The organism is Ruegeria sp. BC7 (assembly GCF_056539165.1).
Genome location: NZ_JBQFUL010000004.1, coordinates 1 through 19,651, shown reverse-complemented (window position 1 = coordinate 19,651; position 19,651 = coordinate 1). Strand labels below are relative to the sequence as shown.

Annotated in this window: 33 protein-coding genes; 2 read left to right on the top strand and 31 right to left on the bottom strand. The window is 56.9% G+C overall.

The features are described from left to right. Positions 1–18: 18 nt before the first annotated feature. From rplQ to rplB, 26 genes are all read right to left on the bottom strand, one after another. Positions 19–441, bottom strand: coding sequence for a 50S ribosomal protein L17 (gene rplQ / locus ACR0KS_RS12550; protein ID WP_170389941.1), 423 nt, complete (start codon positions 439–441; stop codon positions 19–21). Between the two features lie 118 nt (positions 442–559). After that, positions 560–1,576, bottom strand: coding sequence for a DNA-directed RNA polymerase subunit alpha (locus ACR0KS_RS12545; RefSeq protein ID WP_058276312.1), 1,017 nt, complete (start codon positions 1,574–1,576; stop codon positions 560–562). A 114-nt stretch (positions 1,577–1,690) separates the two neighbouring features. Beyond that, on the bottom strand, positions 1,691–2,080 hold the full coding sequence (gene rpsK, locus ACR0KS_RS12540; protein WP_008757289.1) for a 30S ribosomal protein S11: 390 nt from the start codon (positions 2,078–2,080) through the stop codon (positions 1,691–1,693). A 15-nt stretch (positions 2,081–2,095) separates the two neighbouring features. Next, positions 2,096–2,464 (bottom strand): 30S ribosomal protein S13, encoded by a 369-nt coding sequence (gene rpsM, locus ACR0KS_RS12535; protein ID WP_170377641.1) that lies wholly within the window; start codon positions 2,462–2,464, stop codon positions 2,096–2,098. A 200-nt stretch (positions 2,465–2,664) separates the two neighbouring features. Further along, positions 2,665–3,309: an adenylate kinase gene (locus ACR0KS_RS12530; protein ID WP_170389939.1), complete on the bottom strand. Its 645-nt coding sequence runs from the start codon at positions 3,307–3,309 to the stop codon at positions 2,665–2,667. Then, positions 3,306–4,670 carry a preprotein translocase subunit SecY gene (gene secY, locus ACR0KS_RS12525; RefSeq protein WP_170389937.1) on the bottom strand — a complete coding sequence of 455 codons (1,365 nt, stop codon included), beginning with the start codon at positions 4,668–4,670 and terminating at the stop codon, positions 3,306–3,308. The genes ACR0KS_RS12530 and secY overlap by 4 nt, the downstream gene beginning before the upstream one ends. A gap of 109 nt (positions 4,671–4,779) precedes the next feature. Further along, positions 4,780–5,253, bottom strand: a complete 474-nt coding sequence (rplO, locus tag ACR0KS_RS12520) for a 50S ribosomal protein L15 (RefSeq protein ID WP_170389935.1) — start codon at positions 5,251–5,253, stop codon at positions 4,780–4,782. Positions 5,254–5,396: 143 nt separating this feature from the next. Next, the gene (locus ACR0KS_RS12515; RefSeq protein ID WP_480693227.1) at positions 5,397–6,257 is read right to left on the bottom strand and encodes a hypothetical protein; all 861 of its coding nucleotides are present in this window, start codon (positions 6,255–6,257) and stop codon (positions 5,397–5,399) included. 177 nt (positions 6,258–6,434) lie between these two features. After that, complete coding sequence (locus tag ACR0KS_RS12510; RefSeq protein WP_170389933.1) at positions 6,435–6,650, bottom strand: DUF1127 domain-containing protein; 216 nt, start codon at positions 6,648–6,650, stop codon at positions 6,435–6,437. Between the two features lie 297 nt (positions 6,651–6,947). After that, positions 6,948–7,136, bottom strand: a complete 189-nt coding sequence (rpmD, locus tag ACR0KS_RS12505; protein WP_008757946.1) for a 50S ribosomal protein L30 — start codon at positions 7,134–7,136, stop codon at positions 6,948–6,950. Between the two features lie 12 nt (positions 7,137–7,148). Next, on the bottom strand, positions 7,149–7,712 hold the full coding sequence (rpsE, locus tag ACR0KS_RS12500; RefSeq protein ID WP_170356677.1) for a 30S ribosomal protein S5: 564 nt from the start codon (positions 7,710–7,712) through the stop codon (positions 7,149–7,151). Between the two features lie 172 nt (positions 7,713–7,884). Further along, positions 7,885–8,244, bottom strand: coding sequence for a 50S ribosomal protein L18 (rplR, locus tag ACR0KS_RS12495; RefSeq protein WP_170356678.1), 360 nt, complete (start codon positions 8,242–8,244; stop codon positions 7,885–7,887). An 11-nt stretch (positions 8,245–8,255) separates the two neighbouring features. Continuing rightward, a complete protein-coding gene (rplF, locus tag ACR0KS_RS12490; RefSeq protein WP_170389931.1) occupies positions 8,256–8,789 on the bottom strand; it encodes a 50S ribosomal protein L6 in 534 nt (177 codons plus the stop codon). Positions 8,790–8,800: 11 nt separating this feature from the next. Beyond that, a complete protein-coding gene (rpsH, locus tag ACR0KS_RS12485) occupies positions 8,801–9,193 on the bottom strand; it encodes a 30S ribosomal protein S8 (RefSeq protein WP_155148687.1) in 393 nt (130 codons plus the stop codon). 13 nt (positions 9,194–9,206) lie between these two features. Further along, a complete protein-coding gene (gene rpsN / locus ACR0KS_RS12480) occupies positions 9,207–9,512 on the bottom strand; it encodes a 30S ribosomal protein S14 (RefSeq protein ID WP_068340744.1) in 306 nt (101 codons plus the stop codon). Between the two features lie 19 nt (positions 9,513–9,531). Next, positions 9,532–10,092 (bottom strand): 50S ribosomal protein L5, encoded by a 561-nt coding sequence (gene rplE, locus ACR0KS_RS12475; RefSeq protein WP_170389929.1) that lies wholly within the window; start codon positions 10,090–10,092, stop codon positions 9,532–9,534. After that, positions 10,085–10,396, bottom strand: a complete 312-nt coding sequence (gene rplX / locus ACR0KS_RS12470; RefSeq protein ID WP_170389927.1) for a 50S ribosomal protein L24 — start codon at positions 10,394–10,396, stop codon at positions 10,085–10,087. Before rplX ends, rplE begins: the two co-directional genes overlap by 8 nt. A gap of 2 nt (positions 10,397–10,398) precedes the next feature. Then, complete coding sequence (gene rplN / locus ACR0KS_RS12465; protein ID WP_008757934.1) at positions 10,399–10,767, bottom strand: 50S ribosomal protein L14; 369 nt, start codon at positions 10,765–10,767, stop codon at positions 10,399–10,401. A gap of 76 nt (positions 10,768–10,843) precedes the next feature. Next, complete coding sequence (rpsQ, locus tag ACR0KS_RS12460) at positions 10,844–11,074, bottom strand: 30S ribosomal protein S17 (RefSeq protein WP_068340771.1); 231 nt, start codon at positions 11,072–11,074, stop codon at positions 10,844–10,846. A 4-nt stretch (positions 11,075–11,078) separates the two neighbouring features. Continuing rightward, on the bottom strand, positions 11,079–11,285 hold the full coding sequence (rpmC, locus tag ACR0KS_RS12455) for a 50S ribosomal protein L29 (protein WP_010437082.1): 207 nt from the start codon (positions 11,283–11,285) through the stop codon (positions 11,079–11,081). A 287-nt stretch (positions 11,286–11,572) separates the two neighbouring features. Beyond that, on the bottom strand, positions 11,573–12,193 hold the full coding sequence (locus ACR0KS_RS12450; protein ID WP_170566038.1) for a 2OG-Fe(II) oxygenase family protein: 621 nt from the start codon (positions 12,191–12,193) through the stop codon (positions 11,573–11,575). Between the two features lie 235 nt (positions 12,194–12,428). Further along, a complete protein-coding gene (gene rplP / locus ACR0KS_RS12445) occupies positions 12,429–12,842 on the bottom strand; it encodes a 50S ribosomal protein L16 (protein ID WP_170485545.1) in 414 nt (137 codons plus the stop codon). A 12-nt stretch (positions 12,843–12,854) separates the two neighbouring features. Further along, on the bottom strand, positions 12,855–13,565 hold the full coding sequence (gene rpsC, locus ACR0KS_RS12440) for a 30S ribosomal protein S3 (RefSeq protein ID WP_008758042.1): 711 nt from the start codon (positions 13,563–13,565) through the stop codon (positions 12,855–12,857). Continuing rightward, positions 13,565–13,945 carry a 50S ribosomal protein L22 gene (rplV, locus tag ACR0KS_RS12435; protein ID WP_039538267.1) on the bottom strand — a complete coding sequence of 127 codons (381 nt, stop codon included), beginning with the start codon at positions 13,943–13,945 and terminating at the stop codon, positions 13,565–13,567. Before rplV ends, rpsC begins: the two co-directional genes overlap by 1 nt. 3 nt (positions 13,946–13,948) lie before the next feature. After that, the gene (rpsS, locus tag ACR0KS_RS12430) at positions 13,949–14,227 is read right to left on the bottom strand and encodes a 30S ribosomal protein S19 (RefSeq protein ID WP_005980699.1); all 279 of its coding nucleotides are present in this window, start codon (positions 14,225–14,227) and stop codon (positions 13,949–13,951) included. A 3-nt stretch (positions 14,228–14,230) separates the two neighbouring features. Continuing rightward, positions 14,231–15,073, bottom strand: a complete 843-nt coding sequence (rplB, locus tag ACR0KS_RS12425) for a 50S ribosomal protein L2 (RefSeq protein WP_170389924.1) — start codon at positions 15,071–15,073, stop codon at positions 14,231–14,233. 304 nt (positions 15,074–15,377) lie between these two features. Here rplB and ACR0KS_RS12420 point away from each other — a divergent pair, with 304 nt between their 5' ends. Together ACR0KS_RS12420 and ACR0KS_RS12415 are read left to right on the top strand one after the other, a co-directional pair. Then, entirely contained in the window at positions 15,378–16,217 is an 840-nt protein-coding gene (locus tag ACR0KS_RS12420; RefSeq protein WP_170566035.1) for a phage minor head protein, read from the top strand. Beyond that, positions 16,218–16,727 carry a hypothetical protein gene (locus ACR0KS_RS12415; RefSeq protein ID WP_170566032.1) on the top strand — a complete coding sequence of 170 codons (510 nt, stop codon included), beginning with the start codon at positions 16,218–16,220 and terminating at the stop codon, positions 16,725–16,727. 66 nt (positions 16,728–16,793) lie between these two features. Here the strand turns inward: ACR0KS_RS12415 and ACR0KS_RS12410 are convergent, their stop codons facing one another. The 5 genes from ACR0KS_RS12410 to ACR0KS_RS12390 form a co-directional block, all read right to left on the bottom strand. After that, on the bottom strand, positions 16,794–17,090 hold the full coding sequence (locus ACR0KS_RS12410; RefSeq protein WP_008757532.1) for a 50S ribosomal protein L23: 297 nt from the start codon (positions 17,088–17,090) through the stop codon (positions 16,794–16,796). After that, positions 17,087–17,704 carry a 50S ribosomal protein L4 gene (rplD, locus tag ACR0KS_RS12405; protein ID WP_010437039.1) on the bottom strand — a complete coding sequence of 206 codons (618 nt, stop codon included), beginning with the start codon at positions 17,702–17,704 and terminating at the stop codon, positions 17,087–17,089. Before rplD ends, ACR0KS_RS12410 begins: the two co-directional genes overlap by 4 nt. After that, positions 17,701–18,426, bottom strand: a complete 726-nt coding sequence (gene rplC, locus ACR0KS_RS12400) for a 50S ribosomal protein L3 (protein WP_170389921.1) — start codon at positions 18,424–18,426, stop codon at positions 17,701–17,703. The genes rplD and rplC overlap by 4 nt, the downstream gene beginning before the upstream one ends. Positions 18,427–18,444: 18 nt before the next feature. Continuing rightward, on the bottom strand, positions 18,445–18,759 hold the full coding sequence (gene rpsJ / locus ACR0KS_RS12395) for a 30S ribosomal protein S10 (RefSeq protein WP_008756422.1): 315 nt from the start codon (positions 18,757–18,759) through the stop codon (positions 18,445–18,447). A gap of 184 nt (positions 18,760–18,943) precedes the next feature. Then, a complete protein-coding gene (locus tag ACR0KS_RS12390; protein WP_170566029.1) occupies positions 18,944–19,501 on the bottom strand; it encodes a hypothetical protein in 558 nt (185 codons plus the stop codon). Positions 19,502–19,651: the final 150 nt, after the last annotated feature.

Below are 19,651 nucleotides of genomic sequence, written 5' to 3'. Positions count from 1 at the left end.
TCAGAAAGACGGGCTTTCTTATTCTTCGTCTGCGGCTTCTTCAGCAGCAACGCGGGCCTTGTCAGCCGCGCCTTTGGCGTCGAGATCACGATCAACAAACTCGATGATCGCCATCGGTGCCATGTCGCCATAGCGGAAGCCTGCTTTCAGGATGCGGACATAACCGCCCTGACGCTCAGCGTAGCGGGGGCCCAGAACGTCGAACAGCTTGGCGACGTCTTTGTCTTCTTTCAGCCGTGCTGCGGCCTGACGGCGGGCGTGCAGGTCGCCGCGCTTGCCCAGAGTGATCAGCTTTTCGATGATCGGGCGCAGTTCTTTTGCCTTGGGCAGAGTTGTTTTGATCTGCTCATGCTCGATGAGCGAGCCAGCCATGTTCGCAAACAGAGCCTTGCGGTGCTCATGAGTACGGTTCAGGCGGCGGTAACCACGTGCGTGACGCATTGTTCAATTCCTATCTTGCGTTTTTGCTTTGTCTGGCCGGCGATGCGTGTCACCGGCTCTCCTTGGGGCGGAAGTGCCCATACAGTCCCCGGCAGCCCGGGCATTGGGGAAGACGCGCTTAGAACGCGTCTTCAAATTTCTTAGCCAGATCTTCAATGTTGTCGGGCGGCCAGTCCTCGACATCCATGCCGAGGTGCAGACCCATGCCGGACAGCACTTCCTTGATCTCGTTCAGCGACTTGCGGCCGAAGTTCGGGGTGCGCAGCATCTCGGCTTCGGTTTTCTGGATCAGGTCGCCGATGTAAACGATGTTGTCGTTCTTCAGGCAGTTTGCCGAACGGACCGACAGTTCCAGCTCGTCCACTTTCTTCAGCAGCAGCGGGTTGAACTCCAGACCGTCGTCTTCGTCCTGGCGACCAGCCGATTCCGGCTCGTCGAAGTTGACGAAGATCGACAGCTGGTCCTGCAGGATACGAGCGGCAAAGGCCAGCGCGTCTTCCGGCGTGATCGAACCATCGGTTTCGATCTTCAGGGTCAGCTTGTCATAGTCCAAAACCTGACCTTCACGGGTCGGCTGAACGTCATAGGCAACCTTCTTGACCGGCGAATAGATCGCGTCGATCGGGATCAGGCCAATAGGCGCATCTTCGGGCTTGTTCTTCTCAGCCGAGACGTAGCCCTTACCGGTGTTGACGGTCAGTTCCATGAACAGGTCGGCGCCATCATCCAGGTGGCAGATGACGTGATCGCGGTTCAGAACCTCGATGCCGGCGCTTTCGCTGATGTCGCCTGCGGTAACAACGGCTGGGCCTTTGGCATTGATCGACAGGCGCTTGGGACCTTCGACTTCCATGCGCAGGGCAACCTGCTTGAGGTTCAGGATGATGTCAGTGACGTCTTCGCGGACACCTGCGACCGACGAAAACTCATGCAGAACGTTGTCGATCTGAACGCTGGTGATGGCGGCACCTTGCAGACTGCTCATCAGAACGCGGCGCAGCGCGTTGCCCAGAGTCAGACCAAAGCCACGCTCCAGCGGTTCGGCAACCAGGGTTGCCTGACGCGCTGGGTCGTTGCCCGGCTTGCCTTCCAGCTGGGTCGGCTTGATCAATTCTGCCCAATTCTTATGGATCATGTAATCCCTCCATTCCTGTCCGCGCCCCATGACCAACAAGGTGCAGACGCCCGAGGTTCAAAATGACGTGCTGGGGCCGTGCAAAAACACAGCCCCAGCTCAATTCAAAATCGCTTAGACGCGGCGGCGCTTCGGCGGGCGGCAGCCGTTGTGAGCGATCGGGGTCACGTCACGAATCGACGTGATGTTGAAGCCCACTGCAGCCAGCGCACGCAGAGCCGATTCACGACCCGAACCGGGGCCCTGAACTTCGACTTCCAGCGTCTTGACGCCATGTTCCTGCGCCTTTTTGCCTGCATCTTCTGCAGCCATCTGAGCGGCGTAGGGGGTCGATTTCCGCGATCCTTTGAAGCCCATGGTGCCAGCAGACGACCACGAGATGGCGTTGCCCTGCACGTCCGAGATCAGGATCTTGGTGTTGTTGAAGGTCGAATTCACATGGGCGACGCCCGATGCGATGTTCTTACGCTCTTTGCGCTTAACGCGAGTCTTATCACGTGCCATCAGTCAGACCCTCCCTTATTTCTTCTTACCAGCGATGGCCTTTGCGGGGCCTTTGCGGGTACGAGCGTTGGTGTGGGTGCGCTGACCGCGAACCGGCAGGTTGCGGCGGTGACGCAGACCGCGATAGCAGCCCAGGTCCATCAGGCGCTTGACGTTCATCTGAACTTCGCGGCGCAGGTCGCCTTCGACGGTGAAGTTTTCGTCGATAAACTCGCGAATTTTCAGAACTTCGGCGTCGGACAGTTCGTTAACGCGACGAGTCGCTTCAATGCCTACGGCTTCGCAGATCGCTTTGGCCGAGGTGTTTCCGATACCGGTGATATATGTGAGGGCGATAGGTACCCGCTTTGCAGTCGGGATGTTTACGCCGGCAATACGTGCCACGTGTCACTTTCCTTTTCGTTGCGGTTCCGTAGCTCCAGAACCTTTTTTCACAACGCTTGACCTTGGCAGTGTCGCCAGCGGGCCCAGCATTATTCGAGGTGGTCGGGGCAGTTGGGACGAATCCCGCCTGCGGTCTTGATTCCCCAAGGGGATGGGGGTCGATATGGGCTTTTGGCGGTGCCGTCAAGCCCATTTCTAGATCAGCTCAGAATCGCCTCGATCGAAGCGGTGACTTCACCGATTTCCGCCAGGCCGTTGACCGGGCGCAAATCACCCTTGGCGTAGTAGTATCCAATCAGCGGCGAGGTCTTTTTATAGTACTCCATCAGGCGCGTGCGCAGACTTTCTTCGTTGTCATCCGCGCGGCGCTTGAAGTCATTTTCCTTGCCGCAGTTTGTGCATTTACCATCAGCAGGGATCGGTTTTGTCTTGTCGTTGTAGACTTCACCACACCCACCGCAGGTCGAGCGCGCAGTGATACGTTCAACAAGCGCCTCATCGTCCACCCGCATCTCGATCACTGTGTGCAGCGACTGACCCAGCTTGGTCAGCAAAGCCGCCAGCGCGTCAGCCTGCGCCAATGTCCGGGGGAATCCGTCAAAGATGAAACCGGCACCTTTTTCGGTGGTCAGCTTTTCTTCAATCAGGCCGATTACGATTTCGTCGGTCACAAGCTGGCCCTTGGCCATCACCTCGGCCACGCGGTTGCCCATTTCGGTGCCGCTGTCCTTGGCTTCGCGCAACATGTCGCCAGTGCTCAACTGCACCATGCCCCGAGTTTCAACCAGGTGACGCGCCTGCGTCCCTTTGCCTGCCCCCGGGGGGCCCAATAAAATGATGTTCATCGACGAGCGGGTCCCTTCCTGCCGCGTTTCTTACCCTTGCCGCGCAGTTGAGACTTTTCGATAAGCCCTTCGTACTGGTGCGCAAGCAGGTGGCTCTGAACCTGCTGGATCGTGTCCATGGTTACAGAGACGATAATCAGAACCGAGGTGCCGCCGAAATAGAACGGGATGGCAAACTGGTTCCGCAGAATCTCAGGCAGCAGACAAACCGCCGCCAGATAAGCCGAGCCCAAAACCAGAACGCGGTTGACCACGTATTCCAGATACTCGGCGGTTTTCTTGCCCGGACGGATACCCGGCACAAAGCCGTTCTGCTTTTTCAGGTTGTCCGCCACATCGTCCGGTTTGAACGACACGTTGAACGTGTAGAAATAAGCAAAGAACACGATCATCGAGGCGAAGAACAGCAGATACAGAGGCTGCCCGGGGCCAAAGTTGGCCAGAAGCCACGACATGATCGGTCCGCTGGTCGCGCCTGACGAGAAGGTCGAGATCGTTACCGGCAGCAGCAGCAGCGAGCTGGCAAAGATCGCCGGGATCACGCCCGCAGGGTTCACCTTGACCGGCAGGTGGCTGGAGCCGCCCTCATAGATTTTCATACCGGCCTGGCGGCGCGGGTATTGGATGTGGATCTTGCGCAAGGCCCGCTCCATGAAGACCACAAAGGTAATCACGGCAATCACCATCACGATCACACCGATGATCACGGCCGGGCTGATCGCACCCGAACGGCCCGAGGCAAAGAACTGCGCCAGCGCTGCTGGAACCTCGGCGATGATGCCCACGAAAATGATCAGAGAGATACCGTTGCCGATGCCACGCGCGGTGATCTGCTCACCCAGCCACATCAGGAACATGGTGCCACCGACCAGAGTGATCATGGTCGACAAGCGGAAGAACAGGCCTGGATCGGTGGCCAGATCGCCCGATTCCAGCGAAACCGCCAGACCATAGGCCTGAACGGTGGCCAGTGCCACTGTGCCGAAACGGGTATACTGGTTGATTTTCTTACGGCCCTGCTCGCCCTCTTTCTTAAGCTGTTCGAGCGCGGGAACCATGGATGTCAGCAGCTGCACGATGATCGAGGCTGAAATGTAGGGCATGATGCCGAGGGCAAAAATACCCATGCGCCCCAGCGCCCCGCCGGTAAACATCGAAACCATGCCGCCGATGCCCTGCCCCGCCTGCTCCATGAACTCACGCAGTGCTTGGCCGTCGATGCCGGGTACCGGAATAAAGGTGCCCAGACGGTAGACGATCAACAAACCCAGCGTGAACAGGATGCGGTTGCGCAGATCGGTGGCTTTGCCAAGGGCAGACCAGCTTGTGTTGGCTGCCATTTGTTCTGCTGCTGATACCATAAATCGGTCTCTCTTATGAAAACACCGCCCGGAACCGTTTTCCGGCTCGGGCGGCGTCTAGGAAAACTCTGAGGTCTATGTAAGCGGGTCTTGCCCCGCTCACAAGCGCTTACTCTGCCGCAGCAGCTTTTGTGACCGTCAGTGAACCGCCCGCTTTCTCAACTGCCGCAACGGCAGCTTTCGACGCACCGGTCACTTCCAAGTTCAGCTTGGCGCTGACTTCACCCTTGGCCAGAACACGGATACCGTCCAGCTTGCGGCGGACCAGACCGGACGCAACCAGAGCGTCTTCGGTGATCGCAGCCTTGGCGTCCAGCTTACCGGCGTCGACGAATTTCTGGATCAGGCCCAGGTTGATAACGGCGAATTCCTTGCGGTTCGGCTTGTTGAAGCCACGCTTGGGCAAACGCTGGTACAGCGGCATCTGGCCGCCTTCGTAGCCGTTGATGGCCACACCCGAACGGGATTTCTGACCTTTGATACCACGGCCACCCATTTTACCTTTGCCGGAACCGGGACCACGGCCAACGCGGGTCCGTTTCGGTGCAGCGCCAGGATTATCGCGCAATTCGTGCAGTTTCATATCGCTTCTCCTAAGCCGGATGTGACCCCCGAAGCGTGATGGGCCAAACACGGCATTTCTTGGTTTTGATTCTCGTGACCATAAGGCCACCGCAGGCGTATAGGCGTGTTGACTTCAGTTGGCAAGCCCACAGGAGGCAAAGGTCACCCTTGCGACGCGGCCTCAAGCTCTTCTTTCGTCGTGACCTTTTTCAAAGGCGCGGCGTGGGGATCGATTCCGTGCTTGGCCACCAATTCGCCAATCATACTTTCAGGATGCGGTATCCCATCAAATCGGTTGCGTATGAAAGCGCGCATACGACGGCCGTAGAAGTGAATTGACATGGTGTTTTCAGTCAGAAAACGCTGGGCGTTTCCATTGGCTCTTACCATTGCCCGTCTGTCCCTGTAGGTCACGGGGTAAAGAACCTCCTGCGGCCGCGAGAAACGGGCTTCGTTATTCTGCTTCAACAGCCAGGTCAAAGCCTTCGGCCCCCAGATCCCCCAAGGCATTTCGCTGGCATGAGGGTGCTCGCCCGCCCTGGCCCTCTGGATAAGAGGCAACCGCTGTTTCGGCGAAAGCCAATGCGGAATACGATAGGGATGGTTGGTATAGTCAATCAGGTCGTGCAAGGTTGCGCTGTCCGAAGGCAGCGCAAGAACACCGCCATTGATCTCATGCGCTGCGAGCCAACCGTGAAGGTGGCCGTTTTCAGTAGTAAAAGGCTTGACGCAATAAGCATCCGTGTCTGCCCAGATGATATCTGGAACCTTCGCCAACATCTGAACGCGAAACTTGTCGGAATGAAGGGCCGGACTGCCTGTGCGTTTGTGAAGGATGACCTCCTCGTCAGGCAGAATTTCACGCGCATCGCGCTGCTCGACACCCTCGGGGACATTGGAGACCGGACCGTATGTGTACAACCGCACGTGCTGGCCCACATCGAGAAACGACTTGATGCAGAGCTGCTCTAGAAAACTCAACTGGCCGTCGATCCACAGCATGCCAATCTGATATTCTTTCACCCGCTCTCGCCCCTTGAACTGTTCTGCACCGCGGCCTCAGCCGGCCTATCGCGTGTTTGGCCCATTTTGGATTAAGCCGCAACGGTCTGTAGAAAATCTGATCGATCCTGCTTTGAGCCACCCCCAAAAAACAAAAGAGGCGCCTCTCGGCGCCTCCTGATCCTACGGTATTCGCGATTACGAACAGTAAACGTGTTCGCGCGCGATATCCTTGATGTCACAACGGCGGACACCGATGTCATTCAGTTCACGGTCGGTTAGACCCTGAAGTTCCGAATAGGTCCGGTTGTACTCTGTGCGCAGGGCATATGCCTCTTTCACCTTGATGAACAAGGTTGCGATGCGGGCGCTCAGGCCAAAGCCTTGGCGGGTAAATGTTGCTGTGTTTGCCATGTCTCGATTCCTTTAAAAACCAGAGCGTATTCTCCGGCCAGTGTTTGTGTTCCTGTTTGGGACCGAGCTCACATATGATCCGGTGTTATCGCCAACAACCGAAGTTTCGGTCTAGCCGTTATGCGTTTGGGACATGGCCCTTCGCCCTGAAAACAGAACCGAAGTTCCGATAGTTTGCTTTTCGCCGCGATGCCCATTGGGACCACAAGCGTTTCTGGTGAAAGTATCCGGGACGGAAAACAAAAAAGCGCCCCCGAACGTATCGGAGGCGCTTGCAATAGCTCGTCGAATTTGCGCTTAGCCGCGCTCTTCGATGATCTCAACCAGATGCGGGATCTTGTTGACCATGCCGCGGACCGAAGGAGTATCCTCCAGTTCACGGGTCTTGTGCATCTTGTTCAGGCCCAGGCCGATCAGAGTTGCGCGCTGTTCGGCGGGGCGGCGGATCGGAGAACCGATCTGCTTGACGACGATGGTTTTTGCCATGACTCGCTCTCCTTACGCTTCGGCTTCAGCCGGTGCTTCGTCCCGCTTTGGCAGGATGTCGGCAACTTTTTTGCCACGACGTGCGGCAACCGAACGCGGGCTCTGCTCTTTTTGCAGACCGTTGATGGTGGCGCGGATCATGTTGTACGGGTTCTGCGAGCCCAGCGACTTGGACACAACGTCCTTAACGCCCAGCATTTCAAACACGGCACGCATCGGACCACCGGCGATGATACCAGTACCTTCAGGTGCGGTGCGCATAACCACTTTACCGGCGCCATGACGGCCCTCGATGTCGTGGTGCAGGGTCCGACCTTCGCGCAGTTGCACGCGGATCATCTGACGCTTGGCTTGCTCAGTCGCCTTGCGGATGGCCTCAGGTACTTCTTTCGCTTTACCTTTGCCAAAGCCCACGCGGCCTTTCTGATCGCCGACAACCACCAGAGCGGCGAAGCCAAAGCGCTTACCACCTTTTACGGTTTTCGACACGCGGTTGATTGCGACCAGACGATCTGCAAATTCCGGTGCTTCTTCACGGTCGCGGCCACGGCCCCGACGGTTTTCACGTTCTGCCATTTGGCATCCCTTTTCTCATGTGGCGCATACGGCGCCGTTTCTTCAATCCAAGTGAGCCCCGACAGTTGCCGAGGCCCCCGGATCATCGGGGCAGCCGTCAAGCTGCCCTCGTTCTTAGTATCGCGCATCTTGATCCGAAAACCGGTTCCCACTTTTCGGGATGCGCTGGGTCTTAGATCTTCAGACCACCTTCACGCGCAGCGTCGGCGACAGCCTTCACTTTGCCGTGGAACAGGAAGCCACCGCGGTCGAAATAGGCTTCTTCGACGCCTGCCTTCTTGGCACGCTCGGCGATAGCCGCGCCCACTTTGGTGGCCGCTTCGACGTTGTTCTTGCCAACAACACCCAGATCTTTTTCCAGGGTCGAGGCTGCGGCCAGGGTCACGCCACGAACGTCGTCGATCAGCTGAACGCTGATGTTCTTGTTCGAGCGGTGAACCGACAGGCGTACGCGGCCCGCGTTGACTTTGCGAAGTTTGTTCCGAACGCGCAGGCGGCGCTTCAGAAACAGGGTTCTTTTGCTGTTTGCCATTGTTTGCGTCCTTACTTCTTCTTGCCTTCCTTGCGGAAGATGAACTCGCCCTTATAGCGGATGCCCTTGCCTTTGTACGGCTCGGGACGGCGCCATTCGCGGATTTTGGCCGCGACTTCGCCCACCTGCTGCTGGTCGATACCTTCCACAACGATCTCGGTCTGCTTCGGCGCGGTGATGGTGACACCTTCCGGAGCAACGAAATCAACATCGTGGCTGTAACCCAGGTTCAGTTTCAGGGTGTTGCCCTGCATCTGAGCCCGGTAACCAACACCCTGGATCTCCAGCTCTTTTTTGAAGCCGTTTGTCACGCCTTCAACCAGATTGGCGACCATGGTGCGGCTCATGCCCCACTGCTGGCGTGCCCGCTTGGACATGCCGCGAGGGTCAATCTTGACCACGTTGTCTTCAACCGACAGCGTCACGTCGTCGGTGGCGGTGAAGCTGCGGGTGCCTTTCGGACCTTTCACTTCGATGGTCTGGCCGGACACAGAGGCGGTAACGCCGCTGGGCAGCTCGACCGGTTTTTTACCAATACGAGACATTGCAGACCTCCTTAGAAGACGGTGCAGAGCACTTCGCCGCCAACATTGTTGGAGCGAGCGTTTGCGTCCGACATCACACCTTTCGGAGTGCTGACAATCGACACGCCCAGACCCTGACGGACCTGCGGAATGTCATTGACGCCCATGTACACGCGACGACCGGGTTTCGAGACCCGCTTCAGTTCGCGAATAACAGGGGTGCCTTCGTAGTATTTCAGGCTGATTTCGATGGCCGGATGACCGTTTTCACCGGTCGTGTTTTCATAGCCACGGATGTAACCTTCGTCCGCCAGCACGTCCAGAACCCAACCGCGCAGCTTGGAAGCCGGGGTGGAAACGGTGGACTTGCCGCGCATTTGCGCGTTGCGGATACGGGTGAGCATATCGCCGATAGGATCATTCATATCTATGTCTCCCTTACCAGCTCGATTTCACCATGCCGGGGATCTGACCAGCAGAACCCAGCTCGCGCAGCGCGATACGGCTGACCTTCAGCTTACGGTAGTAAGCGTGGGGACGACCGGTCAGCTGACAACGGTTGTGCAGACGGGTGGCCGAGCTGTTGCGCGGCAGTTTCGCCAGTTTCAGACGCGCTTTGAAACGCTCTTCCATCGGGCGGCTCTCGTCATTCGCGATTTCTTTCAGCTCGGCACGCTTTGCGGCATATTTGGCCACCAGGCGTTCGCGCTTCTTCTCGCGTTCGATCATTGCTTTTTTAGCCATGTCTCAATCCTCGCGGCGCTTAAGCGTTGAAGGGCATGTTGAAAGCTTTCAACAGGCTCTTTGCTTCAGCGTCGGTTTTCGCTGTGGTGGCAATTACGATATCCAGGCCCCAGACCTCGTCGACCTTGTCGAAGTCGATTTCCGGGAACACGATGTGCTCTTTCATGCCCATGGCAAAGTTGCCCTGACCATCGAAAGACGGCTTAACACCGCGGAAGTCACGAACGCGCGGCAGCGCGATGGTGATCAGACGATCCAGGAATTCATACATCCGGTCACCGCGCAGGGTCACTTTCGCGCCCAGCGGCATGTCTTCACGGACGCGGAAACCCGCGATCGACTTCTTCGCCTTGGTTGCAACGGCCTGTTGGCCAGCAATTGCAGTCAGATCCTCGACAGCGGCTTTCGCTTTCTTCGAGTCTTTGACGGCCTCAGCGCCACACCCGATGTTCAGAACGATTTTTTCCAGCTTGGGCAGCTGCATGTCGTTCTTGTAGCCGAACTCTTCTTTCAGAGCGGCACGGATGGTTTCGGCGTACTGAGCTTTCAGACGCGGAGTGTAGGTTGCGTTATCAAGCATCGATCACGTCCCCTGTGGTCTTGGCGAAGCGGACCTTCTTGTCGCCTTCCATGCGGAAGCCAACGCGGGTTGCTTTGCCGTTCTTGTCCAGCAGCGCCAGGTTCGACAGTTGGATCGGGTTTGCCTGGGGCAGACGACCACCTTGCGAAGCTTGCGACTGGCGGGTGTGACGGATGGCAATGTTGATGCCTTCGACAACAGCTTTACCGGCTTTCGGGTCAACCGAGGTGATAGTCCCCTCTTTGCCCTTATCCTTGCCGGCCAGCACGACGACCTTGTCGCCTTTGCGGAGTTTAGCAGCCATGATTACAGCACCTCCGGAGCCAGCGAGATGATTTTCATGAAGTTCTTGCCGCGCAGTTCACGAACAACGGGGCCAAAGATACGGGTACCTACGGGCTCGTTGTTGTTGTTCAGGATGACGGCGGCGTTGCGATCGAAACGGATCGCGGTGCCGTCTTCGCGACGGACTTCCTTGGCGGTGCGCACGACGACGGCCTTGCGGACGTCACCTTTCTTTACGCGGCCGCGCGGGATGGCTTCCTTCACCGAGACGACAATGATGTCGCCGACGGAGGCGTATTTACGCTTGGAACCACCCAGGACCTTGATGCACTGAACTCGGCGTGCGCCGGAGTTGTCAGCGACATCCAGATTGGTCTGCATCTGGATCATGTGGTTTCTCCCGACCTGTGGGGGCTGGTCTCGTTAAATCCCCCAGGGTTTCGACAAATGGGAAAATCCCGGAAACTTACGCTTCCAGAACTTCCCAACGTTTCGTCTTCGATTTCGGCGCGCATTCGATGATGCGGACTGTGTCGCCGACCTTGAAGGCGTTCTTTTCATCGTGAGCCCGGTATTTCTTGGACTTACGGATGGTTTTCTTCAGAACCGGATGCGTAAAGCGGCGCTCGACGGATACGGTTACGGTCTGTTCGTTGGCGTCGCTGGTCACGGTGCCTTGCAGGATACGCTTGGGCATCTGATTACTCCTCGGATGCCGCAGCAGCGGCCTTTTCGTTCAGAATGGTTTTGACACGGGCAGCATTGCGGCGGGCCGCTTTGATACCAGCAGTGTTTTCCAGCTGACCGGTTGCCTGTTGAAAGCGCAGGTTAAAGCTTTCTTTCTTCAGGTTGGCCAGTTCCTCGCGGAGCTGGTCCGGGGTCTTGTCACGCAGTTCTTGGGCGTTCATCGCCTTTTCCTTTGCTCAAAACACCAGAAGGCCCCCTGACAGGGTCACCTTGGACCTGGTGGATGAATGATAGACATGCGAATCCCCCGACTCGGCCGGGGGACTTGCAGGATGCCGCCGTATAAGGGTTTAGCGGGTGGGTGGCAAGAGGAAGTTTGGGCGCATAGCACAACGCATCCAAACCAGGCTTTTCATGACTCTTCCGAGCACTCGGTAAAGGGGGGCAATATCGTGCGCACCAGATAGAGCCTCCAGAGCTAAGAGCGACAGCCGCAGCGGATCGGACCTCACTCCCACTTATAGTTAAAACTGACGGAAATCCGCTCTTCCTCGGCCATGTTCATTGGCACCTCATGGCGCAGCCAGCTTTCCCACAGCAGAACGTCCCCCAACTGCGGCTTCATGTAGATGAACGGCTGCAAGTCCCGCCGACCAGCTTTGATCCGCGTCGGCGCGGCCATCATGCGGCCCGAACGGGGATCTTCCAGCTTCAGCGCGCTCGCCCCTTCGGGCATCGCCACATAGGTCGTGCCCGAAATCACACTGTGCGGGTGCAGGTGACTGGAATGCATGCCGCCTTCGGGCAGGATGTTGATCCACAGGTCTTCCAGCTTCAACTCGCCTTCGCCCAGATCAAACTCCAGATCCTTGGCAAAGGCGGCCACGTGCTGATCCAGCGCCTTGACCAAGTCCGCGAAAATCGGGAACCGCCAAGGCAGATCAGTCAAAGAGGCATAGCTGGTATAGCCGGGATAGCCGTTTTCTTCACACCATTCCTGCCCGGCCTCGTCATCCTCGGCGATGACAAGGCAGGAGCTTTCCAGCTCCTCTGAGTCGATCTTGGGATCAAACTCGGACAACGCTGCGCGATAGAGACGGGTTACAAAGAGAGATTCAATCTGTGCCATGGCCTTCTCATAAACCTGCGCACCAAAGAAGGCGATGGGTAATATGCGAGGCTCTGCCTCGCGCTCCGGGATATTTATAGCCGGATGAAGCATGGGGGTCCTCAATTCATCTGGCTGAAAATATCCCGGGGGAGTCGCGGCTTGCCGCGGCGGGGGCAGAGCCCCCAAGAAAAACCCCCGCCGGTTTCCCGACAGGGGTCTGTTTTGTTACGAACGGAGCCTGAACTCCAATCGTTTACCAGTCTTCGCGAACAACGACGCGAGTCTTGATCGGCAGCTTCATCGCAGCCAGGCGCAGGGCCTCGCGGGCGATGTCGTCATTGACGCCGTCGATCTCGAACATCACGCGGCCAGGCTTGACTTTGCATGCCCAGCGGTCGACCGAACCTTTACCTTTACCCATACGAACTTCGATCGGCTTTGCAGTGACCGGAGTGTCGGGGAAGATGCGAATCCAGACGCGGCCCTGACGCTTCATGTGACGCGTCATGGCACGACGTGCAGCTTCGATCTGGCGTGCAGTCACACGCTCGGGCTGCAGGGCTTTCAGGCCGTAGGTGCCAAAGTTCAGATCAGAGCCGCCCTTGGCGAGGCCCTTGATCCGGCCTTTGTGCATCTTGCGGAATTTTGTACGCTTTGGTTGAAGCATATCTTTCCCTCCTTAGCGACGACCGCCACCAGCACCACGAGGTGCAGGGCCGTCCTGGAGTTCCTGTGCTTTACGGTCACGTGCCTGCGGATCGTGCTCCATGATCTCACCTTTGAAGATCCAGACCTTGATCCCGATGATCCCGTAAGGAGTCATCGCTTCGGCATGTGCGTAATCGATGTCGGCACGCAGGGTGTGCAGAGGCACGCGGCCTTCGCGGTACCACTCGGTCCGTGCGATTTCGGCGCCGCCCAGACGGCCAGCGACGTTCACCCGGATACCCAGGGCGCCCATGCGCATGGCGTTCTGAACCGAGCGCTTCATTGCGCGACGGAACGAAACACGACGTTCCAGTTGCTGAGCGATGGACTCGGCAACCAGCTGCGCGTCAAGCTCGGGCTTGCGCACTTCGACGATGTTCAGGTGCAGTTCGCTGTCGGTCATACGAGCAAGCTTTTTGCGCAGAACTTCGATGTCTGCACCTTTCTTGCCGATGATGACACCGGGACGTGCTGTGTGGATCGTCACGCGGCACTTTTTGTGCGGACGTTCGATGATCACACGTGCAACACCGGCCTGCTTGCACTCTTTGTTGATGAACTCACGGATCTTGAGGTCTTCCAGCAGAAGATCACCGTAGTCCTTGGTGTCGGCGTACCAGCGGCTGTCCCAGGTGCGGTTGACCTGCAGGCGCATGCCGATCGGATTTACTTTATGACCCATTAGGCTTGCTCCTCAACTTGACGCACCTTGATGGTGATCTCCGAGAACGGCTTCATGATCTTGCCGAAACGGCCACGGGCACGCGGGCGACCGCGCTTCATGACCAGGTTCTTGCCAACCCATGCTTCGGCGACGATCAACTCGTCAACGTCCAGGTTGTGGTTGTTTTCGGCATTCGCGATTGCGGATTGCAGGCACTTTTTAACGTCCTGCGCGACACGCTTGTTCGAGAAAGTCAGGTCGGTCAGAGCCTTCTCAACTTTCTTGCCGCGGATCATTTGCGCAACCAGGTTCAGTTTCTGCGGGCTGGTGCGAAGCATGCGGGTTTTCGCCATTGCTTCGTTTTCAGCCACGCGGCGGGGGTTCTTTTCCTTGCCCATGACTTACTTCCGCTTCGCTTTTTTGTCTGCGGCGTGGCCATAATAGGTACGGGTCGGCGAGTATTCACCGAACTTCTGACCGATCATGTCTTCCGAGACGTTGACGGGGATATGTTTCTGGCCGTTGTACACACCAAAGGTCAGACCCACGAACTGGGGCAGAATGGTGGAACGACGCGACCAGATTTTGATGACTTCGTTGCGGCCCGACTCGCGCGCTGCTTCGGCTTTTTTCAGCACGTAAGCATCGACGAAAGGACCCTTCCAAACAGAGCGAGACATAGATTAACGTCCCTTCTTCTTGGCGTGCCGCGAGCGGATGATCAGCTTCTGGGACGCTTTGTTCTTGTTGCGGGTACGCTTACCCTTGGTGTCCTTACCCCACGGAGTAACCGGCGTACGGCCACCCGAGGTACGACCTTCACCACCACCGTGCGGGTGATCGATCGGGTTCATTGCGACACCACGAACCGACGGACGCACACCCTTGTGGCGCATACGACCGGCTTTACCGAGGTTCTGGTTGCTGTTGTCGGGGTTGGACACGGCACCAACGGTGGCCATGCATTCCTGACGGACAAGACGCAGTTCGCCCGAGCTCAGACGGATCTGAGCGTAGCCACCATCGCGACCAACGAATTGCGCGTAAGTACCGGCCGCACGTGCGATCTGACCGCCTTTGCCAGGCTTCATCTCGATGTTGTGGACGATGGTACCGATGGGCATACCCGAGAACGGCATTGCGTTGCCCGGCTTGATGTCGGCCTTTGTCGACGAGATGACCTTGTCACCAACAGCCAGACGCTGCGGAGCCAGGATATACGCCTGCTCGCCGTCTTCGTATTTTACCAGTGCGATGAATGCGGTCCGGTTCGGGTCATATTCGATCCGCTCGACGGTTGCCGCGACATCAAATTTGTTACGTTTGAAGTCAACGATCCGGTAGAGACGCTTTGCGCCACCGCCGCGGCGGCGTGAAGTGATCCGTCCGGTGTTGTTCCGGCCGCCCGATTTGGTCAAACCCTCTGTGAGAGACTTGACCGGACGTCCTTTCCAAAGCTCCGAACGGTCGATCAGCACCAGCCCGCGCTGGCCCGGCGTCGTCGGCTTGTACGACTTGAGTGCCATGCTTTCTGTCTTCCGTTTAGCAAGTGCGAGGCGCTGCCCCGCTATGTGATAGGCCCCCGTAGGTGCCAAGGGTATAGGGCCCCGAAGGTCCCCGGTTACAAATATCAGAGGCCCCGGAACGAATCCGAGGCCGCAAGATTGGGAGCGTGTAACAGGGTTGGGGGTGGGTGTCTATAGGGGGCAACGCCCAATTTGATCTGTCGATGGTCGCAGGCAATTAAAAATAGAGTGCCGATCTCACTATTTCCAGTTTCTTAACCAACTGATCACAGTTTCGTGGCAAACTCTCACCGGGACACATGCCATGATCGTAGACCAAATCACATATCAAAAGGCGTTTCAGTCTTACCTTAGAAAAGGCATCCCAATCGAACGCTTGCTCAAGCAGCAGCCACCCACCACCCACTACACTTGGAGAACACGCGGCGATGGAAAGGTACGCTCCAGCCATGCCGCAAACGATGGGCGCGTTTTCGCTTGGGACAATCCACCTGCGACCGGGCATCCCGGCGAAGACTATGGTTGCCGCTGTGTGGCCGAACCATATTACGCCGCAATCGAAGAAAAAATAATCATATCACTTTCAGGTATTTCCGATCACCGCGCACCTTGGCGCAATCAGGATTATGTAGACCACTATTTTCTCGGAAATGGTCAGGGTGTGACACTGTCTCAGATCGGACAACTCCGAAACATAAGCGAAGCCTTCGATACCTTGCGGGGTGAAGCTTTGAAACAGCAACTCGCGAGCGAGGCACGAAAGATTCGAAATGGCGTGGTAACATATCACTTTGAAAACGCCTATGACCTGACTTCTGTTTCTTTCAGCATCGGAGATACTGTGATTGGAGGGAAGTTTTCGGGCCACCGCCAAGAGCAACACGGAGCACTAGTGCTTAATGGCTCACTCGACTTCTATCTGCGCGATGAATTTGCGGATTCCTTGGATGTTGGGATCGAGGTTTTTGACATTCCCGAAATGGTGGAGGATTTTTTTTCCGATCTGATTGATCAAAGGCTTCAAGGAATGCTCCGGCAGCGCAAAGAACGCGTGAGATATGGCACTCCCTACTCAATTGCAGGCAAGTGGAACGCAGTGGTGACAGGCCAGTTTTACCGCGACCCTTCTAAGAGCCACTATTAGATGTTGGGAGTATTCCTTAGAGGAACCGTTTTGCTAGGGACAGCTATCCTTTTGCTTGCGACCCTTGGTATGTTGGCGCTTGCTGCACTCTATTCGAACAAATTCGACACTTGCGTGCAACTCCCCAGCGGGGCCAATCTCAGCTATGAAGCCCATGCAGATTTCAGCCGCCCCTATTTTTTTCCCGTGGCCGTACTCAGGCAAAGCGACGGCACCATCATTGGGCGCGAAATATTCCCGATACGCACAACTGAAATCGCTACTTATGGTACAGCTTGGCCCGACCACAACGGGCCAGCGCTTTTCACTTTTATCTGGCACAAGGATCACGGGTTGGTACGCAGGGACCAGACACCAAAGTTGTTTGACCAACTCCAATCAGATTTGGGAGACAAAACTCTAGGCACACCACGGGATCTGAACGTGAATACGCTCTGGCTGATGACGCGCCTTCAGAACTTCGCCCATCTTCAAGGTAACGATTGCAAAACGCGCCTGATTACTTGGTGACATCGGCGCAAAGAAAAACCCCCGCTTTCGCGGGGGCCTTTATCTCTCGCCACAAACGTGATCCGATCAGAGACCGGTGGACACGTCGATGGTGTTACCCTCTTCCAGGGTCACATATGCTTTTTTGACGTCTTTCCGACGACCCAGCTGGCCGCGGAACCGCTTGACCTTGCCTTTGGTAACGGTGGTGTTCACCGCCTTGACCTTCACACCAAACAGCGCCTCAACGGCCTCTTTGATCTGCGGCTTGTTGCTGTCGATCGCCACTTCAAAGACAACCGCGCCGTTCTCGGACGCCATGGTCGACTTTTCGGTGATGATCGGCTTGCGGATCACGTCGTAGTGTTCTGCCTTCGCGCTCATTTCAGACGAGCCTCCAGTGCTTCGACAGCCGCTTTGGTGAGCACCAGGGTGTCACGCTTGAGGATGTCATAGACGTTTGCGCCCATCGACGGCAGGATATCCAGACCTTCGATGTTCTTCGACGCTTTCAGGAACCCTTCGTTCACGGTCGCGCCGTCGATGACCAGAGCGCGTTTCCAGCCCAGGTTTGCAACCTGTTTGGCCAGTGCAGCGGTCTTGCCTTCGGCTTCGGCGTTCTCGATCACAACCAGTTCACCTGCCTTGGCTTTGGCCGACAGAGCGTGGCGCAGGCCAAGCTTGCGGAACTTCTTCGGTAGGTCGTGACCATGCGAACGTACGACCGGACCTTTGTAGATACCACCACCACGGAAGATCGGCGCGTTACGGTCACCGTGACGTGCGCCACCGGTGCCCTTCTGGCGATAGATCTTCTTGGTCGAGTAGCTGGTTTCCGAGCGGGTCTTGACCTTGTGGGTGCCGGCCTGCGCGTTGTTGCGCTGCCAACGGACCACACGGTGCAGGATGTCCGCGCGCGGCTCGAGGCCGAACAGGTCCGCATCCAGCTCGATGTTGCCGGCTTTGCCGCCGTCCAGTTTGATTACATCAAGTTTCATGCTTCACCACCTTCCGCGGGAGCTTCTTCCGCAGGTGCTTCAGTTGCGGCACCTTTCACGGCTGCCGGGAAAGGCAGGCCTTCGGGTGCTTTCTTCTTGACGGCGTCCTTGACGGTAACCCAGCCCGATTTCGGTCCAGGAACGGCGCCTTTGATGAAGACCAGATTCCGGTCGGCGTCGGTTTTGACGACTTCCAGGTTCTGGGTGGTTACACGGGCAGCACCCATGTGACCGGCCATCTTCTTGCCTTTGAACACCTTGCCCGGGTCCTGACACTGACCGGTCGAACCGTGCGAACGGTGGCTGATCGAAACACCGTGCGAAGCGCGCAGACCACCGAAGTTGTGGCGCTTCATCGCACCGGCAAAGCCTTTACCGATCGAGGTACCCGAAACGTCAACTTTCTGACCTTCCAGGAAGTGTTCCGCCGAAATCTCGGCGCCCACATCAATCAGGCCATCTTCGGAGACGCGGAACTCGGCCAGCTTACGCTTGGGCTCGACCTTGGCAGCGGCATAGTGACCGCGCATGGCCTTCGAGGTGCGTTTTGCTTTGGCAGCACCGGCGCCCAGCTGAACGGCGGTGTAGCCGTCTTTGTCAGCGGTACGCTGTGCAACGACCTGCAGGTTGTCCAGGTGAAGAACGGTCACAGGAATCTGCTTGCCGTCTTCCATGAACAGGCGGGTCATGCCAACTTTTTTTGCGATAATACCAGAGCGCATAATCTATACCCTCCGATCTTACGACTGCAGCTTGATCTCGACGTCCACACCAGCAGCGAGGTCGAGCTTCATCAGCGCGTCAACGGTCTGGGGGGTCGGATCAACGATGTCGAGCAGACGCTTGTGCGTGCGGATCTCGAACTGGTCGCGGGATTTCTTGTCAACGTGAGGGCCACGGAGAACCGTGAACTTCTCAATCTTGTTCGGCAGCGGGATCGGGCCGCGCACGTTCGCGCCGGTCCGCTTGGCAGTGTTGACGATCTCTTGCGTGCTGGCATCCAGAACGCGATAGTCAAATGCCTTCAGCCGAATACGGATGTTTTGGCTTTGCATAGATACAGCCTTTTATCAGGCGTTGAGGTTGAGAGGAGGACAGACGCGCATCGCCAACCCTCATCGAACCCAAAAGGCGGGAATCACCCCGCCTTGATGTTCTTATTGAGAACTCGCGCGTATTAGTGGGGTTGGTGGGGTTTGGCAAGGGGTTTGTTTTGACTGATTGAACGCAAGGGGCGCTCTACTTTCCACCCCTTTTGCCCAGGCACGGCTTTTCGATGTCCCACAGGCTATTCTCAATATCCGCAGCAAGCATTTCTGCTTGGCTACTTTTCACGTAGAAAACCTCAACTTTCACTTGCGCAGAAATGTCTTCTGCCCATTGCCCCAAATTCATAGCAAATGTTTTACCAGGGGCGCGAAAGAGATGGTCTTTTAACCTTTTCACTATGTCTCGCGAGGTTCCGACATAGAGCACGGGTGAATCCCAGATAGTTTTGTTCAGTTGTGGGAGTTCATAACTACGCTCTGTGCCTTGAGCTACATGGAACGCGGCTTGGAGCTTGGCCCGTTCCAGCGTGTCTTCGACACTTATCTTGTAGAAGCACCTATTGCCTGAACAAGGCCCGAGTCTTTCACGCAACCATTTCCCCGGCACTCTTGACCGTACTTCATAAAGGTCGGCGAGCTGCTTTGTAGAGGCCGTAAACTCAAATACACTGGAAAATTCTGCCTCGTCTAATGCGCGGGCTCTTTCGCTCAGGTTTGTTCGCGCGTGGCAAACTGCTTTTTCAAACATAAGATGGCCTACTATGCGGTAAATTCAAAAAAAGGCCGCCCCGTGAGGAGCGGCCTTCTTTAGTTTAACCGATGTGCCGGGCTGAAGCCCGGCCTACCGATTATTCAATGATCTTCGACACAACGCCGGCGCCGACGGTGCGGCCGCCTT

Excerpts from the sequence above, each read along its gene's own strand:
- rplQ (WP_170389941.1), bottom strand. The coding sequence starts at position 441 with ATGCGTCACGCACGTGGTTACCGCCGCCTGAACCGTACTCATGAGCAC.
- rpsJ (WP_008756422.1), bottom strand. The coding sequence starts at position 18,759 with ATGCAAAGCCAAAACATCCGTATTCGGCTGAAGGCATTTGACTATCGC.
- rpsK (WP_008757289.1), bottom strand. The coding sequence starts at position 2,080 with ATGGCACGTGATAAGACTCGCGTTAAGCGCAAAGAGCGTAAGAACATC.
- rplR (WP_170356678.1), bottom strand. The coding sequence starts at position 8,244 with ATGGCAAACAGCAAAAGAACCCTGTTTCTGAAGCGCCGCCTGCGCGTT.
- ACR0KS_RS12415 (WP_170566032.1), top strand. The coding sequence starts at position 16,218 with ATGTTGGGAGTATTCCTTAGAGGAACCGTTTTGCTAGGGACAGCTATC.
- rplB (WP_170389924.1), bottom strand. The coding sequence starts at position 15,073 with ATGGCACTCAAGTCGTACAAGCCGACGACGCCGGGCCAGCGCGGGCTG.
- rplO (WP_170389935.1), bottom strand. The coding sequence starts at position 5,253 with ATGAAACTGCACGAATTGCGCGATAATCCTGGCGCTGCACCGAAACGG.
- rpsQ (WP_068340771.1), bottom strand. The coding sequence starts at position 11,074 with ATGCCCAAGCGTATCCTGCAAGGCACCGTGACCAGCGACGCCAACGAA.
- rpsE (WP_170356677.1), bottom strand. The coding sequence starts at position 7,712 with ATGGCAGAACGTGAAAACCGTCGGGGCCGTGGCCGCGACCGTGAAGAA.
- secY (WP_170389937.1), bottom strand. The coding sequence starts at position 4,670 with ATGGTATCAGCAGCAGAACAAATGGCAGCCAACACAAGCTGGTCTGCC.
- rplC (WP_170389921.1), bottom strand. The coding sequence starts at position 18,426 with ATGCGCTCTGGTATTATCGCAAAAAAAGTTGGCATGACCCGCCTGTTC.
- rplV (WP_039538267.1), bottom strand. The coding sequence starts at position 13,945 with ATGGGCAAGGAAAAGAACCCCCGCCGCGTGGCTGAAAACGAAGCAATG.
- rplF (WP_170389931.1), bottom strand. The coding sequence starts at position 8,789 with ATGTCTCGTATTGGTAAAAAACCGGTCGAGCTGCCCAGCGGCGTTACC.
- ACR0KS_RS12545 (WP_058276312.1), bottom strand. The coding sequence starts at position 1,576 with ATGATCCATAAGAATTGGGCAGAATTGATCAAGCCGACCCAGCTGGAA.
- rplX (WP_170389927.1), bottom strand. The coding sequence starts at position 10,396 with ATGGCTGCTAAACTCCGCAAAGGCGACAAGGTCGTCGTGCTGGCCGGC.
- rplE (WP_170389929.1), bottom strand. The coding sequence starts at position 10,092 with ATGCTTGATAACGCAACCTACACTCCGCGTCTGAAAGCTCAGTACGCC.
- ACR0KS_RS12420 (WP_170566035.1), top strand. The coding sequence starts at position 15,378 with ATGATCGTAGACCAAATCACATATCAAAAGGCGTTTCAGTCTTACCTT.
- rpsN (WP_068340744.1), bottom strand. The coding sequence starts at position 9,512 with ATGGCTAAAAAAGCAATGATCGAACGCGAGAAGAAGCGCGAACGCCTG.
- ACR0KS_RS12510 (WP_170389933.1), bottom strand. The coding sequence starts at position 6,650 with ATGGCAAACACAGCAACATTTACCCGCCAAGGCTTTGGCCTGAGCGCC.
- ACR0KS_RS12450 (WP_170566038.1), bottom strand. The coding sequence starts at position 12,193 with ATGGCACAGATTGAATCTCTCTTTGTAACCCGTCTCTATCGCGCAGCG.
- ACR0KS_RS12390 (WP_170566029.1), bottom strand. The coding sequence starts at position 19,501 with ATGTTTGAAAAAGCAGTTTGCCACGCGCGAACAAACCTGAGCGAAAGA.
- rpsC (WP_008758042.1), bottom strand. The coding sequence starts at position 13,565 with ATGGGTCATAAAGTAAATCCGATCGGCATGCGCCTGCAGGTCAACCGC.
- rplP (WP_170485545.1), bottom strand. The coding sequence starts at position 12,842 with ATGCTTCAACCAAAGCGTACAAAATTCCGCAAGATGCACAAAGGCCGG.
- rpsS (WP_005980699.1), bottom strand. The coding sequence starts at position 14,227 with ATGTCTCGCTCTGTTTGGAAGGGTCCTTTCGTCGATGCTTACGTGCTG.
- rpsH (WP_155148687.1), bottom strand. The coding sequence starts at position 9,193 with ATGAATGATCCTATCGGCGATATGCTCACCCGTATCCGCAACGCGCAA.
- ACR0KS_RS12410 (WP_008757532.1), bottom strand. The coding sequence starts at position 17,090 with ATGAGCGCGAAGGCAGAACACTACGACGTGATCCGCAAGCCGATCATC.
- rplD (WP_010437039.1), bottom strand. The coding sequence starts at position 17,704 with ATGAAACTTGATGTAATCAAACTGGACGGCGGCAAAGCCGGCAACATC.
- rpmC (WP_010437082.1), bottom strand. The coding sequence starts at position 11,285 with ATGAACGCCCAAGAACTGCGTGACAAGACCCCGGACCAGCTCCGCGAG.
- ACR0KS_RS12530 (WP_170389939.1), bottom strand. The coding sequence starts at position 3,309 with ATGAACATCATTTTATTGGGCCCCCCGGGGGCAGGCAAAGGGACGCAG.
- rpmD (WP_008757946.1), bottom strand. The coding sequence starts at position 7,136 with ATGGCAAAAACCATCGTCGTCAAGCAGATCGGTTCTCCGATCCGCCGC.
- rplN (WP_008757934.1), bottom strand. The coding sequence starts at position 10,767 with ATGATCCAGATGCAGACCAATCTGGATGTCGCTGACAACTCCGGCGCA.